Annotated in this window: 16 protein-coding genes and 1 pseudogene; 6 read left to right on the plus strand and 11 right to left on the minus strand. The window is 60.9% G+C overall.

The annotated features are described in order from the left end of the window. Nucleotides 1-6: 6 nt before the first annotated feature. The 8 genes from AACG97_RS08085 to AACG97_RS08120 all read right to left on the minus strand — a co-directional run bounded on the left by AACG97_RS08085 (nt 7) and on the right by AACG97_RS08120 (nt 5,787). Nucleotides 7-210 carry a hypothetical protein gene (locus AACG97_RS08085; RefSeq protein WP_197885564.1) on the minus strand — a complete coding sequence of 68 codons (204 nt, stop codon included), beginning with the start codon at nt 208-210 and terminating at the stop codon, nt 7-9. Next, complete coding sequence (locus AACG97_RS08090) at nt 203-691, minus strand: hypothetical protein (protein ID WP_225785751.1); 489 nt, start codon at nt 689-691, stop codon at nt 203-205. Before AACG97_RS08090 ends, AACG97_RS08085 begins: the two co-directional genes overlap by 8 nt. Nucleotides 692-954: 263 nt before the next feature. After that, on the minus strand, nt 955-2,778 hold the full coding sequence (locus AACG97_RS08095) for a DUF5906 domain-containing protein (RefSeq protein WP_197885566.1): 1,824 nt from the start codon (nt 2,776-2,778) through the stop codon (nt 955-957). Nucleotides 2,779-2,861: 83 nt separating this feature from the next. Continuing rightward, nucleotides 2,862-3,137, minus strand: a complete 276-nt coding sequence (locus AACG97_RS08100) for a helix-turn-helix transcriptional regulator (RefSeq protein ID WP_225785750.1) — start codon at nt 3,135-3,137, stop codon at nt 2,862-2,864. Between the two features lie 193 nt (nt 3,138-3,330). Next, nucleotides 3,331-4,611 carry a tyrosine-type recombinase/integrase gene (locus AACG97_RS08105; protein WP_197885567.1) on the minus strand — a complete coding sequence of 427 codons (1,281 nt, stop codon included), beginning with the start codon at nt 4,609-4,611 and terminating at the stop codon, nt 3,331-3,333. Between the two features lie 121 nt (nt 4,612-4,732). Then, nucleotides 4,733-5,008 carry a hypothetical protein gene (locus AACG97_RS08110; protein ID WP_197885568.1) on the minus strand — a complete coding sequence of 92 codons (276 nt, stop codon included), beginning with the start codon at nt 5,006-5,008 and terminating at the stop codon, nt 4,733-4,735. A gap of 190 nt (nt 5,009-5,198) precedes the next feature. Further along, the gene (locus AACG97_RS08115) at nt 5,199-5,492 is read right to left on the minus strand and encodes an addiction module antidote protein (protein ID WP_054881879.1); all 294 of its coding nucleotides are present in this window, start codon (nt 5,490-5,492) and stop codon (nt 5,199-5,201) included. Continuing rightward, nucleotides 5,473-5,787: a type II toxin-antitoxin system RelE/ParE family toxin gene (locus AACG97_RS08120; protein ID WP_082437973.1), complete on the minus strand. Its 315-nt coding sequence runs from the start codon at nt 5,785-5,787 to the stop codon at nt 5,473-5,475. Before AACG97_RS08120 ends, AACG97_RS08115 begins: the two co-directional genes overlap by 20 nt. A gap of 178 nt (nt 5,788-5,965) precedes the next feature. Between AACG97_RS08120 and AACG97_RS08125 the strand changes: the two genes are divergently transcribed. The 3 genes from AACG97_RS08125 to AACG97_RS08135 all read left to right on the plus strand — a co-directional run bounded on the left by AACG97_RS08125 (nt 5,966) and on the right by AACG97_RS08135 (nt 7,709). Beyond that, complete coding sequence (locus AACG97_RS08125; protein ID WP_197885569.1) at nt 5,966-6,361, plus strand: transcriptional regulator; 396 nt, start codon at nt 5,966-5,968, stop codon at nt 6,359-6,361. A 106-nt stretch (nt 6,362-6,467) separates the two neighbouring features. Next, entirely contained in the window at nt 6,468-7,394 is a 927-nt protein-coding gene (locus AACG97_RS08130; RefSeq protein WP_054881880.1) for a DMT family transporter, read from the plus strand. A 186-nt stretch (nt 7,395-7,580) separates the two neighbouring features. Then, nucleotides 7,581-7,709 carry a PA1414 family protein gene (locus tag AACG97_RS08135; RefSeq protein ID WP_009683677.1) on the plus strand — a complete coding sequence of 43 codons (129 nt, stop codon included), beginning with the start codon at nt 7,581-7,583 and terminating at the stop codon, nt 7,707-7,709. Nucleotides 7,710-7,838: 129 nt separating this feature from the next. Here the strand turns inward: AACG97_RS08135 and AACG97_RS08140 are convergent, their stop codons facing one another. Together AACG97_RS08140 and speB are read right to left on the minus strand one after the other, a co-directional pair. After that, nucleotides 7,839-9,218, minus strand: a complete 1,380-nt coding sequence (locus AACG97_RS08140) for a sodium:solute symporter (protein ID WP_225785748.1) — start codon at nt 9,216-9,218, stop codon at nt 7,839-7,841. 105 nt (nt 9,219-9,323) lie between these two features. Further along, entirely contained in the window at nt 9,324-10,274 is a 951-nt protein-coding gene (gene speB, locus AACG97_RS08145; protein WP_009683675.1) for an agmatinase, read from the minus strand. 223 nt (nt 10,275-10,497) lie between these two features. Here speB and AACG97_RS08150 point away from each other — a divergent pair, with 223 nt between their 5' ends. From AACG97_RS08150 to AACG97_RS08160, 3 genes and pseudogenes are all read left to right on the plus strand, one after another. Beyond that, nucleotides 10,498-11,391 (plus strand): LysR family transcriptional regulator, encoded by an 894-nt coding sequence (locus AACG97_RS08150; protein ID WP_054881883.1) that lies wholly within the window; start codon nt 10,498-10,500, stop codon nt 11,389-11,391. Nucleotides 11,392-11,529: 138 nt separating this feature from the next. After that, nucleotides 11,530-13,073 (plus strand): annotated as a pseudogene (locus AACG97_RS08155) (methyl-accepting chemotaxis protein). Nucleotides 13,074-13,167: 94 nt separating this feature from the next. Beyond that, nucleotides 13,168-13,767 (plus strand): tRNA-uridine aminocarboxypropyltransferase, encoded by a 600-nt coding sequence (locus tag AACG97_RS08160; RefSeq protein WP_144187891.1) that lies wholly within the window; start codon nt 13,168-13,170, stop codon nt 13,765-13,767. A 143-nt stretch (nt 13,768-13,910) separates the two neighbouring features. On the opposite strand, the gene AACG97_RS08165 is transcribed toward AACG97_RS08160, so the two are convergent. Then, on the minus strand, nt 13,911-15,269 hold the full coding sequence (locus AACG97_RS08165) for a TolC family outer membrane protein (protein ID WP_009683671.1): 1,359 nt from the start codon (nt 15,267-15,269) through the stop codon (nt 13,911-13,913). Between the last annotated feature and the right edge of the window lie 257 nt (nt 15,270-15,526).

Below are 15,526 nucleotides of genomic sequence, written 5' to 3' on the forward strand. Positions count from 1 at the left end.
GGGAAATCACGGCCCCTTTTTCGTCAGCTCGTCGTGAATGGTTTGTGCCTCTGGCACCAACGGCCTGGCCAGGGCAGCGACATAAGCAGGGTCGCACATGTCCAGCAGATCGTCGGCTGCCCGTAACCGGATTTCAGGCGGTCGCGCCGTGTTGCGTGCGATGGCGGCCAGTGCGCGGACGCGTTCAACGGTGATTGGGTGGTCAGTCATTTTCGTCTTCCTCTTCGTAGTCGATCACCTGGCCGGCCTGCAGCTCATCCAGGAACTTGACGGCCGCGTCTTCCGTGCTGATGGTCTGGCCTGAAACATCGCGTTCCAGCCGCGCCTGTTGCTGCGATGCCAAGGCCTGGGTGGACAGCGCCGCCAGCACATCGAGGATGTTGTTAGGGTCGAGGCTCCGACGCTTGTCTTCAGCCGTTTCTGACTCGACCTCGCGGACCCTGCCGATACCCCGGTCGATCAGCTTGAACGAAATGTCAGTCGCCAGCTTGGGGTCAGTCTTGGGGTCCAGCGCCCGGTCGATCAATTTGCGCTGCAGGATTTGCGCCCATTCGATAGCTTCCAACTCGGCTGTCTGGCGCGCTGCACGTACTTTGGCCCGGTGTGCGTCACGCTGCCGGGCCGCAATGTCTTTGGCAGGGTCGTAGTCCTTGCCCATCCGGCCGACTACCTGAAATATTGGTTTGGCCATAGTGGCCGATGCAGTTAGGCTATCCACGGTCTGCCCCCTCGATGACATGCTTCAACCATTGCACCGCTAGCTGCTTTAGCTGCGTATCGTCGGTATTGGCGATGACGGTATTCAACGCCCCTATCACCCTGGATCGTCGCGCAACGGCCCTTTGCTCGCCCCGTATGGCACGACGGCGCTCACTCTCCATCTGTCGCGCTACTTGGCCATAGAGTTCTAGCGGGTACGACGCTGGTGCGTTCACCACTGAGCTTGAAATGCTGCTATTCATGGTCGTCTTCCTCTTCGGGTACAGGGCACAGGGCGTTGTCATCCAGGTATGCTTTCCATTCCTTGAGCCGGACGGCAGCCCACTTCTGCTGGTTGCGCCAGCACATCGCTTTGTCCTTCGAAGCTGTGCCGGAGCCGATGATTGTTGCCCCCAACTTGCGTAGGGCCTCCGCGACAGTCCTAGCGCTGACTTTCATGGCCCGGCAGTTGGTCGGGTAGAGGAGGCCCAACTGCTCAACCACCTGACCAGGTCGGCCGATGGGTCTGTCGAACGGTGCTGCGCGGGAATCAATCAGACCTTCGAGGAAATTGATCAGGTCGGCGCGTGCCTCACGCTGCATGGCCAGGGCTGTACTGGTTTGCGGTGCCAGGCGACCGCCGTTGACGACATCCCAGTCATCGGGAAATACCCAGTTGGCGAGTACACCAGCGAACAGCGCAGGCCCAGGCCCCGCAATCCACTCACCGAGTGTCTTGTAATACTCGGGTGGCATGCGTTGGCCGTCGTACCGAAAGATGTTGAACCTTGGGCAGCCCATTGCCAGGGGCAACGCCTGCAGGTTGTTACTGGTCAAGATCAGGTTCAGGAAGTTCTTCACCGGCTTCGCGTCTTTTTGTTTGTCCTCGGATTTGCGGGTCTTTTCCGACATCAAAGTCTTGGTTACGTCAAATCGCGCCGCATCCATGATGGGGACTTCGTTGAACATCCTGATCAGACCGTCCTTGAGCAGGGCGGTAAACTGGCCACCCAGTGAGGCGCCCTCGCATTCATCCACCAATGGCGAAGGGCCGAACACGGGCTTGAGCAGGTCGATCATCATCGACTTGCCAACGTAGTTGTTGAGCGAGTACCAGAAGTTGCCGGTGCGCAGCTTGTGCTGGGGGAACTGGTATATCTGCGCCATCTGGCACATGAAGTGCTCCACCGCCAAGGGCTCTTGGCCGCTGATCATAAGCAGGTGGTCGGTCAGCGGTGCAATATCTTCCAAGGTGGCGGTCATGTCGGGTTTAACCCGGCCCTGGATCAGGTCATGCCAGCGGTTATAGGTCCGATGGCTTGGCGTCAGCGCCCATGAGGTAAGTTCCTCTTCCCTTGTCAGATTGGTCGGTTCCATGACGATTCGGTCGGCCGCGAACTTGTGGTCGAACGTCCAGTTCCACCATGGTTCACCGCAGGACACCAGTTTCGGGCGCTCCTCTGTGCCAATGTCAACGACGCCGAATTCGGGGGAGTCCTTCAGGAACTCGAAGAAGCTATCCCTGGACATGTACTCGCCCGTCTCTTTATTGAACGCCTTGGGCGGTCCGTCACCAGTGAACTTGATGTAGCGCTTGGAGATTTTCCGGTAGAGCGCTTCGGCCTCGGCCCTGATTATGGCCCGCGCTGCTTTTTCATCGGAGAAGAGAATCACATTGGATGCCGACTCCACAGTGGCGGCCTGGGATTTTTCAGTGGCCTGCTGTGCCTTCGCCATGCTGGCCAGCAACCCCGACGCATTACCAGTTGGCGGCGGTGCGCTGGCCGTCTGTGCTTCCACCTGGCGCGCAGCAGTGGCGGTGGTACCGTCGAATTGAACGCTAGGCAGGCTGGCCAGCGAGGGCGGTACAGGGGTTCCCTGATGTGTTGGCGCGGCTGGTGGCACAGTAGGCTCTGGCAGCACTGCCGTACTGGATATGGACTTGTCGGGCGTTTGCTCAATCAGGGCGCTGGCAACGCCCGCGCTCCGCTTGGCGGCCTTGGCCAAGGCCTCGGCATCGATAGCCGCTTGAGCTTGTGCTAGCAAACCACCAATAAAGTCGGCGTTCACGGCGCGCATGCTGGCGCTCGCAGAACTTGTTATACTGTTACTCATCGGAATCACCTATTGACCCTGGCCTGCAATGCCGGGGTTTTCTTTTTTCAGGCTGGCTGGCATACGCCGCGGTGCTTGTCGTACAGGTGGCGCGATGCGGCGATCTGATCTTCTGCCCATTGGTAAACCTCCGAGCGAAGCCAGACGACCTTTCTGGCGCGACCATTGCTGCGCAGCGGTCCGAGTGCAACAGGGGCTGGAAAGCCATGCGCAATCAGGGTGTAGAGGGTAGGGCGGTGCTTGTAGCCGGTGTAGGCCAGCACCTCGGCTGCAGTCATGAATTGAGACTGAGAAGTTGGGGCGGGGGTGTGCTGTTGAGTCATGGCTTCATCCTCGAAGGACAGAGGCGCACGATGTCTAGCTCTCGCGAAGCTAGATCATCGTTGCGCGTCCTCTGGTCCGTCCAAGAGGGTTAGCCGATACGATGTTTCCCGTGCGCCGGGTTCACATTGTGGGCATCTGTCCGTGATGCCATAACTAACTTCATACCAATAAAGCACGCATGATTACAACGTCTTACGGAGCACCGTTTGTCGCATCGCCATTTTTCAGACGTTCCAGCCAATTGGCGTACAGCTGAGCGGCCTCGGTTCGTTCTTCTAACAGGTCGTCGCGGTTGTACGCTGTGCCCAGCGGGTCCTTGGTTTCGTGCCCCATGGCCAGTTCCAGTACATCGGGGTCGATCTTGAGGTGCTTCTTGCCACAGGTCCGCCAGGTTGCGCGCCAACCATGGCAGGTCACTGTGCCCACCCCGTACCCTAGCTGTTCCGTGAGTAGCAGCCGCATGCTTTCAGGGTGCATCGGCTTGTCGGGGTCGAGTCGAGACGGCAGCACATATTCAGCCTGCCCCATGCGCCGCTGCTTTAGTTCCTGCAGGATAGCCACCGCCTGCTGGGGTAGCGGCACATGGTGTCGCTTGCTTACCTTGGGCATGGTGTACACCCACCAGCCGGCCTCAAGGTCCAAGTCCTTCCAGCGCATCGATGCCAACTCGCCTGGCCTAACCGGCAGCATGGTCAGCAAGCGCAGGCCGTACCAGCTCGGGCTGTGCAATGGGTGTGCCTCCAATTTGCGTAGAAAGGCGCCCAGCTCTACAGGGTCAAGGATCGCCGCATGGTTGGTCTGCGAGCGTGGTTCTCCTTTCTTGCGCTTGGATAGCAACCCTTCGGTCCCGGTGGCCACGTTCTCGCTGATGTACCGGGAAGTTTTCGCGAATGCCAGTACCCGCTTCACTACGCTAAGCGCATAGCGTTCGGCGGTGGGGCGCTTCGGGCTGGACTCCTGGTATGGCCGCAGGATCGCTTTGATATGGTCGGTGTCGACCCGCTTGACCGGCACATCGCCGATGATTCCATTGATCGCGGCAAGGGCATAGCGGTGCCCCTTCTCGGTGCTAGCCGACCAACCATTGGCTGTCATGTTGTGCTCGACGAACTCGGCCGCCACCACGCGGAAAGTCAGTTCGCGGTCCGCCTTGCGGGCAGCCTGCTGCGCCTTCTTCTGCTCCTTGGGGTGGGTACCCTGCCTGGCACTGGCCTTCGCCGCTTCCGCTGCAGCGCGGGCAGCTACCAGGCTCATGTGATCAGCGGGTACCGGCATGCCAGTCTTGGCGATGTAATACCGACCCAACGTGTGCACATACTCTTTGCCGTCAATCCAGTACCGCAGCCGCCACGACCTCGCCCCAGTCGCGGTAATGACCAGGGACAACCCCCGCACCGAGCCTTCAGGGTAAGTGCCGGGGGTCTTGGTATCGCGGACCTTGGCGTCAGTCAGCGGCTTCTTGGCGGTAGTCATGTCGGCTCTCGTATACGGTTGTGCCCAAGTGGGTCACGGTAGATTATACGGTTTCAGACATTACTAACGCATTCTCCGACAGACGTCCAAATACTAACGACTACAGCTTTATGCCTTGTATTTACTCGGCTTTAGCCTCTGCAGTCTTGAGTTCCTTGATCCGCTGGTCAATCAACTGACACTTGTCGGGCAAGTCTTGGCTCGCCGTCCTCAGGTCCATCCCCTGCAGCTCTTCATTGATTTCCTTCGCCTTTTGCGGGTTCTGCTCGGTCAGTTGGGTGACCAGCCCGGCCAGCTCTTCACGTTTCTGCGTCGCTTCTTCCGGTGTGCAGGCCCAGGCGGGGCTGGCGCACAGCAAAGCGGTGGCGCAGCCCATAATGGATAGCAGCTGTTTCATCCTTCCTCCCTCCAGCAATGGTTATGCACGGTGGAAGCTTGTGGGTGCTGGGAAGTTCAGTGCTCACGATCAGTGGGTCTTTCATGATGGAAGCATTCTGTTTCTGAAATGCCGCCACCAACGGTGCTGCGCCTCTTCTGACAAATGTATCGAGGTCGGGTACTACCCAGATCACTGGAGAGGCAGTGGGTCAGCCTGCGATGTGAGGACGCGCTGTCATGTGTATACCCAATGCTTTCATCACGGTCAGGAACGATTTGAGGGTTGGGTTGCCATGCTCGCTGAACGATCGGTAAAGCTGTTCACGAGATAGCCCTGTGTCTTTTGCCAGCTCGCTCATGCCTTTGGCACGCGCTACTACGCCGACAGCTTTGGCGACATAGCGGGCATCCCCGGTCTCCAGGGCGTCAGTCATGAACACGGCGATTGCTTCAGGAGTGGTGAGGTATTCGGCGGGATCGAATTCAGAGAAGGTTTGTGTCATTTTGCATCCTCCACGAACGCAGAATATGGTGGGCTGCTTTGATGTCCCGTTGTTGGCTGCTTTTATCGCCGCCGCACAAAAGAATGACGAACGTACTGCCCGCCTGGTGGAAATACACGCGGTAGCCGGGCCCATAGTGGACCCTGAGTTCACTGACGCCGTGGCCAACCGGTGATACATCGCCAGGCAGGCCCTCCATCAATCGGTTGATCCGAGCAATGATTCGCGTTCTGGCGCTAACATCCCGGAGCCCGCTCACCCAATGTCTGAAACTGCTGGATTCGATTTTTTTCATCGAATTAATGTAGTTTATAAACTACAGAAGACTCGCCAGCAAATGGTTTCTGCGCATTGCGCAATGGCTCGCTTCGCACCTGCCATTTGCATCCGCTCTCATTTTTCTCGGAACACCGCGTCTCAGCCCCGAGTCCCAACCTGTGTAACCCTTTCGTCCACAGCAGGAGCCCGTAGCCATGAGCACCACCTACGACTGGGACCTGATCGAACGCTTGCTGCACGAGGTGCAGAACGGCGCCGGTCACAGCTTCACGCCACGCCCCTACGCCGAGCAGCACGCTGCCGCGCTGGCCGCCAAAGGTGAGCCGGTGGGTGACCTGGATCACTTGAAAACCTGTGCCTGTGAATATGAAAAGCTGTTGTTCGAGCGTGGCTTTATCGAAAGCCGGCCTGAGGAAGACGGTGGCAACGGCGAGAATTTCGTGCTGACCGAGCGCGGCTCGCGGCTGATGAGCCTGATCGACAGCAGCATCCCTGGCTTCGAGCACCCGCGCCAGGTGCTGGATGATCAGGAGGATGCGCTGGACGAGACCACCTTCGAACAGGTGTCGGCAAAAGCGCAAATCGCTTGAGGTCGTTTTGAGGCTGGCATGGGTGGTCATGAAAACCCGATAATCGGTAGTTTCTGAACGCTGCCGAGTTGCTGCCCATGCCTACGTTCACCTTAAAGGCCCGCCCATGAATGCGGCCCGCAAGAACCCAGACGCCTTTGCCTTTCAGGTTATGTTGGGCCTGTGCCTGATCTGGGGCTGCCAGCAGGTGCTGATCAAGACCGCCGCCGTGGACATCGCCCCGGTGATGCAGGCGGCATTGCGTAACGGTATCGCCGCGGTGTTGGTGGGCCTGATGCTGTGCTGGCGTGGCACCTGGGAGCAGGTCGGTAGCACCTGGCGCCCCGGGTTGGTCGCGGGTGCTTTGTTCGGTATCGAGTTCCTGTTCATTGCCGAGGGCCTGAAACTGACCTCGGCGGCGCACATGTCGGTGTTTCTTTATACGGCGCCAGTCTTCACCGCGTTGGGGTTGCACCTGCGCCTGGCCAGTGAACGCCTGCGCCTGTTGCAATGGCTTGGCATCCTGCTGGCCTTCGGCGGCATCGCCACGGCCTTTGCCGGAGGCATGTCGTTCGAGCACATGGATGCCCGCACCTTGCTGGGCGATGCGTTTGGCGTGATCGCCGGGCTGGCCTGGGGCGCCACCACGGTGGTGGTGCGCTGCTCACGCCTGTCGGAAGCGCCGGCGACCCTGACCTTGTTCTATCAACTGGCGGTGGGGTTTGCCGGATTGTTGCTGATTGCCCTGCTCAGCGGGCAGATCGGCGAGGTGTCGCTCACGCCTTTGGCCATGGGTAGCGTGCTGTTCCAGGGGGTTGTAGTGTCGTTCGTCAGCTACCTGACCTGGTTCTGGCTACTGCGCAAATACCTGGCATCGAACCTGGCGGTGTTTTCCTTCATCACCCCTCTGTTCGGCGTAACCTTTGGGGTCTTGCTGCTGGACGAGCCGCTGACCGCGCATTTTGTGGGCGGTGCGGTGATGGTGCTGCTGGGGGTGATTCTGGTAAGTGCCGAACCTTGGGTTAAGCAGCAACTGCGCAAGTGGGTGGGGTAGTGGAACGCTTGCAACAAAGCGAAACGATTAACCAGTCGTCGGAATGCGCCGCTATGGCTTGATCCGCGTCAGAATGGCCCCTATCTGTAAGAGCAGAGGCATGCGTAATACAGGACATCGGGCTATGATCTGTATGAAACATTGCAGGATTGATTCGCCGTGAGGCTGACCCGTCAAGGGGGCATTATGAATAAACCACTGTCCAACTGGCTCCACGACCTGGCGGTCGCCTTGGGGCTGATTCCACCACCCTTGCAGCCGGTGCCGATCCCGACTGATGAAGAGCAGCGCAAGCGCCAACCGCGTCGTCGCTGATACAAGCAAAGGCCGCAGCACCTGCGTGGGGGCTGCGGCCTTTTTGCTTCTGGGCAATTGGCTTGCCTGCTCTGGGCCCATCGCTGGCCCTGTAGGCGGGTCAGCGATAGGGCCAGTGCAGGCCGAAGGTCAGGCCAGCTTTACCGCTGCCACCGGTTTTCGCGACAGCAGGCTCACCACCACAAAGCTCACCAGGCCAATCGCGAGGCTGTAGTAGATCGGCGTATTCGCCTCCAGCCCGTCCTTGAACATAAACAACAGGGCAGTCGCAAAGCCCAGCGACATGCTGGCGATGGCGCCGGCGGTGGTGGCGCGTTTCCAGAAAATGGCGCCAATCAGTGGAATCAGCATGCCGCCCACCAGCAGGTTGTAAGCCAGGGTCAGGGCGCTGATCACGTCGTTCACCATCAACGCGATACCCAGTACCACCAAACCGGTCAGCAAAGTGAACAGGCGGCTGATACCCAGGCTGGACGGCTTGCCGCCACGCAGCTTGGGCAGCAGGTCTTCGGTGATGGTGGTCGAGGCCGCCAGCAGGCCTGCGCTGGCGGTCGACATCATGGCCGCCAGCGCCGCTGCCATCAGCAGGCCGCGGATGCCATCAGGCAGCGTGGTCTTGATCATTTCGGCGAAGGCATTGTTCGGATTGGCCAGGTCGGGCATCAGTACATGAGCGGCCATGCCGATCACGGCACAGGCCAGGCCATACAGCACGCAATACACCCCGGCGGTGGTGCCGGCACGCTGGCAGACCTTTTCGTCACGGGCGGTGAACACCCGCTGCCAGATATCCTGGCCAATCAGGATGCCGAAGAAGTAGATCAGGAAGTAGGTGATGATGGTATCCCAGCCGATGGTGGTCAGCTGGAAGCTGGCCGCCGGCAACTTGGCCACCAGGGTGTCCCAGCCGCCGGCCTTGTACAGGCACACCGGCAACAGGATGAACATCAGGCCCACGGTCTTGATCACGAACTGCACGATATCGGTCAGGGTCAGCGACCACATGCCGCCAATGGTCGAGTACACCACCACCACACCCCCGCCCAGCAGCAGCGAGGCCCAGAAGGGCAGGTCCAGCAGCACTTGCAGCACGGTGGCCATGGCCAGGGTGGATGTCACGCCGATCATCAGCGCGTACGCCAGCATGATCACCGCGCTGGCCTGGCGCGCGGTCGGGTTGTAGCGCTGTTCCAGCACCTGGGTCACGGTGAAGATGCGCAGGCGTAGCAGCGGCTTGGCCAGAAACATGTTGATGGCGATGATGCCTAGGCCCAGCGCGGCGCACAGCCAGAAGCCGGAAATGCCGTGAACGTACCCCAGGCGCACGGTACCCACGGTGGAGGCGCCACCCAGCACGGTGGTGGCCATGGTGCCCATGTACAACATCGGGCCCAGGTTGCGCCCGGCGACCAGGTAGTCTTCATGGGTTTTCGCGCGTCGCATGCCATACCAGCCAAGCCCGAGCATGCCTGCGGTGTAAAGCATTACAACTATGATGTCCAAGGCCATTGGGGGTCTCCCGATTATCTTTATTATGGCGAGATCGGCCACGCGGGCGTTCGCACGGCGCCCGGTGGTCTTCTGGTGTTGGCGGGCCTCGGTGGCCCGACCACATTAGCGGCGGACTACACCCGGCAGTACGCAGAGCATTTCGAACAGCAGGTTGGCGCCGAGCAACGAGGTATTGCCGGTGGTGTCATAAGGCGGGGAGACTTCGACAAGGTCACAACCGATCAGGTCCAGGCCATGGCAGCCGCGAATGATCTCCATTGCCTGGATGGTGGTCAAGCCGCCGATTTCCGGGGTGCCGGTACCAGGTGCCCAGGCCGGATCGATGCCGTCGATATCGAACGACAGGTAAACCGGGCCGCCGCCGACTTTTTCCCGCACTTCGGCCATCAAGGGCTCCAGCGACTTGTGCCAGCACTCTTCGGCCTGAACCACGCGGAAGCCCTGGCGGCGGCTCCAGTTGAAGTCGTCGGCGGTATAACCCTGGGCACGCAGGCCGATCTGCACCACGCGCTCGCAGTCGAGCAGGCCTTCTTCCACCGCCCGGCGGAAGGTGGTGCCGTGGGCGATCTTCTCGCCGAACATGTGGTCGTTGACGTCGGCGTGGGCGTCGATGTGCACCAGGCCGATCTTGCCGTGCTTCTTGTGCAGCGCCCGCAGGATCGGCAAGGTGATAGTGTGGTCACCGCCCAGGGTCAGGGGAATCACATTGTGCTCGACGACCTGGTCGTAGGCCTCTTCGATGATGCGCACGGCGTCCAGCAGATTGAAGGTGTTGATGGCCACATCGCCTATGTCGGCGACCGACAGGGAGTCGAACGGGGCGGCGCCGGTGGCCATGTTGTATGGGCGGATCATCACCGATTCGGCGCGGATTTGCCGGGGGCCGAAGCGCGTGCCGGAGCGCAGCGAGGTGCCAATGTCCAGCGGCACACCAATGAAGGCTGCGTCCAGGCCTTCGGCGCTTTGCAGGTGGGGGAGGCGGAGCATGGTGGCGATGCCGCCGAAACGCGGCATTTCGTTGCCGCCCAGTGGTTGGTGAAGAGTCTTGTCCACGGTGGGCCTCATCAGTCGGTCGATTGTTCTGTTTGTTCGAACCTGTGCCGCTGCGCGCTTTCCAGTTCGTGTTTCGCCAGCGGGCAGGGACATTTCGGCCAGTCTGCGCAAGGTAGTGCCATGGAAGAATCGCTACCGACAAATACTTAGTTCAGGAATTTCTGAACTAAAGCCCGGCGCAGCGGTTAGACTGCGCGCAGACACCCTGTGGAACCGTTGCCCCATGGCCTCGACTTTGCCCGACCTGAAACTGCTGCGTATCTTTATCAGCGTGGTGCGCCACCAGGGTTTCGCCAACGCCCAGCGTGAGCTGAACCTGTCGACTTCGGCCATCAGTACCTACATGAGCCAGCTGGAGGGTGCCCTCGGTATCGTGCTTTGCCACCGTGGCCGGGGCGGTTTCAGCCTGACCAGCAAGGGTGAGCTTTTTCACCAAGAAACCCTGCGCCTGTTGGCCGAATTGGACGGGTTCGAGCAATACGCGGCGGCCCTTAAGGGCGAGCTGCGCGGCACCCTCAACCTGGGGGTGATCGACTCCACGGTGGGCGATCGCGCCCTGCCGCTGGCTGAAGCCATTGGTGCCTACAGCCAGGAGCACCCGGCCGTGCACCTGCACTTGTCGGTGTCCAGCCCTTACGAGCTGCAACTGGGGGTGCAGGACAACCGCCTGGACCTGGCAATTGGCGCGTTTTCTTCACGCATGAGTGGCCTGCTGTACCAGCCGCTGTACCGCGAGCAGCACTGGCTGTACTGCAGCAGCCGCCACCCGTTGTACAGCGAGCGGCGCATTCCCGAGCAGGTGGTGACCCAGCAGCGTATGGTCGGGCGCGGCTACTGGAGCCAGGCCGAGCTGGCCCGGCATGGTTTCAAGCACAGCGCGGCGACGGTTGAGAGCATGGAGGCGCAGTTGATCCTGATTCTGTCGGGCGCCTACATCGGCTACCTGCCCGAGCACTACGCCCAGGCCTGGGTCGACAAAGGCGACTTGCGCGTGTTGTCTCCGGCGACGTTCGGTTACCAGGCACCGTTCTCGTTGATCATCCGGCGTGGGCGCAGCCGCGAACCGTTGATCCAGACCTTCCGCGACCTGCTGAAAAGCCAGCTCAACGTAGGCTGATAAACAGAATGTTCATACATTCTGTCGGCAGGCCGCTAAATTCCTGCACACGTGTGCCGCTAACCTCATAGCGCTCTGCTACATATCAACTTGCGCTGATGATTTCCCTTCTTTTCATCCTGCAAGGATCGCCCGACGATGCGCATGAATTTGCCAGTCACTGAACACGAAAGAACATTCCCCAGTGAACAACGGCTGATTTCCACCACCGACTTGAACAGCCGCATCACGTATTGCAACGACGCCTTCGTGGCGATCAGCGGGTTCACCTACGACGAGCTGGTGGGCCAGCCGCACAACCTGGTGCGTCACCCAGACATGCCGCCGGCGGTGTTCGGCCATATGTGGGACACCATCAAGCAAGGCAAGCCGTGGATGGGCGTGGTCAAGAACCGGGCAAAAAACGGCGATTACTACTGGGTCAGTGCCTACGTGACGGCAGTCTACGAACAGGGCCGCATCAGCGGCTACGAGTCGGTGCGTTCGGTACCGACCCGTGAGCAGATCCGCCGTGCCGAGGCGTTGTACGCACGCCTGCGTGCCGGCCGCCGGCCGGTATCGTGGGCGGCGCGCCTGGGCCATGGCTCGGCGCCGGCCTGGTGTCGGCGGCGGGGTACCTGTGGTTGCCACCCTATGCCGCGCTAGGGGTGTTGATGGTTGTACTGCTGGTAGCCTGGTACCTGGTCGAGCACCGTCAGAACCAGGCCATCCGCCGCACGCTGGCCGAGCACCCCAAGGCGTTCACCAGCCCGCTGGTGGCGCTGACCTATAGCGACAACCCGGGGCTGCGGGGCCAGCTGGACCTTGCCATCATCAGTGAAGAAGCCCGCCTGCAGACCGCGCTCACGCGCCTGGTAGACGCCGGGGTCGGGGTAAAATCACGCGCTGCGCAATCTTCCGACCTGTCGGGCGCGCAGGCGCAGATGCTCGACCGCCAGCGCAGCGAGACCGACCAATCGGCCACCGCCATCGCGCAGATGGCGGCGACCATCCAGGAGGTTACGCATAACGTGCAGAGCACGGCGCATGCCGCAGGCGATGCCGACCAGCTGGCGCAGCAGGGCAGCGAGCTGGCGCTGCAGAGCCTGAAGGCCATGGGCAGCATGAGCGATGCAGTCAATGACATTGGCCAGGCGGTGAACGCCCTGGCGGAACAGACCCAGTCGATCGGCAGCGTGGTGGATGTGATCACCTCGATCGCCGAACAAACCAACCTGCTGGCGCTCAACGCCGCCATTGAAGCGGCGCGGGCCGGCGAGCAGGGCCGCGGGTTTGCCGTGGTGGCCGATGAAGTACGCTCATTGGCCCAACGTACCCGCACCTCCACCCAGGAAATCCACCAGATCATCGCCTCGTTGCGGGCCGGGGCAGAGCGCGCAGTGAGTACTGCCAGCCGTGGCGAGCAGATCTCGCGTGACAGCGTGCACAGTGTCGAGGCAGTGCAGGCGGCGTTGAGCGGCATAGCCCAGGCGGTGAGCCGCATCACCGGCATGAGCCAGCAGATGGCCACGGCATCGGAGCAGCAAAGCCACGTGGCTGAAGACATCAACCAGCAGATCGTGCGCATTGCCCAGCTGTGCGATCAAAGTGCCGGGCAGGCGCGCCAGGGGGCAGAAATCAGCCAGGACCTCGAGCGCATGGCGGAGTACCTGCACAGCCTGGCGGAGCGCTTCAACCGTTGAGGTTGCCGTGGTCGCCTTGCGGCCAGGGCATAGGGCAAGGCCCGCCAGCCGGGCCAGGGTTCTGTGGCAAAATACCCCCGCCAAGGAGACCTTCATGCCCAGACCCCGTTGCGAACGCTGCCAGCGCCCGCTTGATCATTGCCTTTGCTTGCTGATCCCTGCGCTAGGCAGCCGAACCCGTGTGATCTTGCTGCAGCACCCCAGTGAAAGCGCCCACGCCCTGAATACCGCACGGTTGGCTGCGCTTGGCCTGAGCAATGCCGAGCTGCGGGTGGGGGAGGTATTCGACGATCTGCCAGCGCTGCTGGCAACCCCTGATTACCGCCCGGCGCTGTTGTTCCCGGGCGCTGAAGCGCAGCCCCTGGCTGCCTACGGCCCAGTGGACGAGCAACCCTTGCTGCTGATCGTGCCCGACGGCACCTGGCGCAAGGCGCGCAAGCTGCTGTACTTGAATCCGCTGCTGGAGGGGTTGCCGAGGGTGACCTTGGGGCAGGTGGCCGCTTCACGCTATCGCTTGCGCAAGGCGCCGGAGGCGGGAGCGTTGTCGACCATCGAGGCCGTGGTGGGGGCGCTGAATGCACTGGAGCAACCGGCCTGCTTCGATGCGCTGCTGGCACCGTTCGAGGCCTTGATAGAGGGGCAGATCAGGGCCATGGGCGAGGAGACGTTCCAGCGTAACCATGGCACCGAGTGAGGGCAGGGGGCTGCTGCGCAGCCCATCGCGACACAAGGCCGCTCCTACAGGCCATCGCACCCGCCATTGGCATGCACGATCTGTGTAGGATCTGCCTTGTGTCGCGATGGGCCGCACAGCGGCCCCAGCAATCTCAAGCCCGATCAACGCATCTCGGGCAAGCGTGCCTCGGTACGGACTTCGGTCGCGGCCAGCGCCTCTGGCGGCAGCGAAATACGCTGCTTGCTGAGCAATTCACCCATGGTCGCCAGCACCCGGTAGCGCGAGTACTCTTCGGTGTAGCGCACTTCAGTGTAGCGACGGTCGGCGTTGTACAGTTCGTTTTCACTGTCGAGCACGTCCAGCAGGGTGCGTTGGCCCAGGCCGAACTGGTCCTGGTAGGCGGCGCGCACGCGCTTGGTGGTTTCGGCGTATTCACGCGCGGTCGGCAGCTGCTTGCTGGCGTTGTTCATGGCGTTCCACGCCAGGCTCAGGTTTTCGGTCAACTCGCGCAGGGCGTTGTTGCGGATGTCCAGGGCCTGGTTGATCTTGTGCGCGTCGGATTGCAGGCGAGCCTTGTCACTGCCGCCGCGGAACAGGTTGTAGTTCATCTCCACGCCGGCTTGCCAGTCGTTGTTGTTGTGGCCTTTCTCGCCGCCGGTGTTGTTGTTGGCACCGGTGGCCAGAATGGCGTCGAAGCGTGGGTAGAAGGTCGACTTGCCAACCTCGTACTGCTGCTCGGCCGCATTTACATCAGCCTGGGCCGACTTGATGTAGGGGTTGTTCTGGCGCATGCCATCACGGGCCTCTTCAAGCGTGGCAGGCACCTCGGCCTTGATGGTGGGCGGGCTTTCCAGCTCGTCTGGCATGCGCCCGATCACGCTGAAGAAGTTGGCCTCGGCGTCGGCCAGGTCCACTTCGGCGGTGTCCAGGTTGTTTTCTGCCAGGGCGCGGCGGGCGCGGGACTGGTCAAGGTCGGCCGTGCTGCCAACGCCACGCTCGTTACGCAGGCCGATCTGGTCGTTGACCCGCAGGTGGGCTTGCAGGTTGTTCCTGGCCAGGGCCACCAGTTCACGGCGCTTGAGTACCTCCAGGTACACCTCGATCGCACGCAGGGCGACATCCTGCGCAACCGCCTGGGTGTAGTAGGCACGCGAGGTGGAAACCGCTTCGGTCCGGCCCACTTCGTTCGCGGTGTTGAAGCCGTCGAAGATCATCTGCCGCAGGCGCAGCTCGGACTGGGTGTAGTTCAGGGTTTCTTTGTTGTGGTTACCCGCGGCACGGGTTGTGGTGTTGTCCGAGCGCTGGCGGCCGTAGCCCGCGACCAGGTCAACGGTAGGGAAGTAGCCACCACGCGCGAATTTCACGTCCTCATCGGCCGACAGCTTGCTGTTACGGTTGGAGCTGACCTGTGGGTGATAGTCCACGGCGCTTTGGACGGCTTCGGTGATCGACATCGCCTGCACGTTGGCACTCGCCAGGGCCAACAGTAATGCGGTGGTGATGGGGTTCAAAACGCGCATGGTACATCTCCCTGATCTTGAATTTGGTCCTGCTGCTCGCCAAAAAAATGACGATTATTTACCGCGTATAGTGTTGCAGGTTTTTAACCTGACAGCTAAGTACATTCATCGCGATAGATAAGAAGATTTATTCATATCAAAATGACATTAAATACCTTAAATGTCTAACAGGGGCTTTTTTTGCAGCCCTCAGGTGGTGTGTCAAATATCGGTAAAGCCAATATTCTCAAGGCCTTCAGGCGGTTCCAGAACGAATT

The organism is Pseudomonas sp. Nvir, assembly GCF_963778085.1.
GTDB lineage: Bacteria > Pseudomonadota > Gammaproteobacteria > Pseudomonadales > Pseudomonadaceae > Aquipseudomonas > Aquipseudomonas juntendi.

Coding starts and splice junctions, on each gene's coding strand:
- AACG97_RS08085 (WP_197885564.1), bottom strand. CDS start 210: ATGACTGACCACCCAATCACCGTTGAACGCGTCCGCGCACTGGCCGCC.
- AACG97_RS08090 (WP_225785751.1), bottom strand. CDS start 691: ATGGCCAAACCAATATTTCAGGTAGTCGGCCGGATGGGCAAGGACTAC.
- AACG97_RS08095 (WP_197885566.1), bottom strand. CDS start 2,778: ATGCGCGCCGTGAACGCCGACTTTATTGGTGGTTTGCTAGCACAAGCT.
- AACG97_RS08100 (WP_225785750.1), bottom strand. CDS start 3,137: ATGACTCAACAGCACACCCCCGCCCCAACTTCTCAGTCTCAATTCATG.
- AACG97_RS08105 (WP_197885567.1), bottom strand. CDS start 4,611: ATGACTACCGCCAAGAAGCCGCTGACTGACGCCAAGGTCCGCGATACC.
- AACG97_RS08110 (WP_197885568.1), bottom strand. CDS start 5,008: ATGAAACAGCTGCTATCCATTATGGGCTGCGCCACCGCTTTGCTGTGC.
- AACG97_RS08115 (WP_054881879.1), bottom strand. CDS start 5,492: ATGACACAAACCTTCTCTGAATTCGATCCCGCCGAATACCTCACCACT.
- AACG97_RS08120 (WP_082437973.1), bottom strand. CDS start 5,787: ATGAAAAAAATCGAATCCAGCAGTTTCAGACATTGGGTGAGCGGGCTC.
- AACG97_RS08125 (WP_197885569.1), top strand. CDS start 5,966: ATGAGCACCACCTACGACTGGGACCTGATCGAACGCTTGCTGCACGAG.
- AACG97_RS08130 (WP_054881880.1), top strand. CDS start 6,468: ATGAATGCGGCCCGCAAGAACCCAGACGCCTTTGCCTTTCAGGTTATG.
- AACG97_RS08135 (WP_009683677.1), top strand. CDS start 7,581: ATGAATAAACCACTGTCCAACTGGCTCCACGACCTGGCGGTCGCCTTG.
- AACG97_RS08140 (WP_225785748.1), bottom strand. CDS start 9,218: ATGGCCTTGGACATCATAGTTGTAATGCTTTACACCGCAGGCATGCTC.
- AACG97_RS08150 (WP_054881883.1), top strand. CDS start 10,498: ATGGCCTCGACTTTGCCCGACCTGAAACTGCTGCGTATCTTTATCAGC.
- AACG97_RS08160 (WP_144187891.1), top strand. CDS start 13,168: ATGCCCAGACCCCGTTGCGAACGCTGCCAGCGCCCGCTTGATCATTGC.
- AACG97_RS08165 (WP_009683671.1), bottom strand. CDS start 15,269: ATGCGCGTTTTGAACCCCATCACCACCGCATTACTGTTGGCCCTGGCG.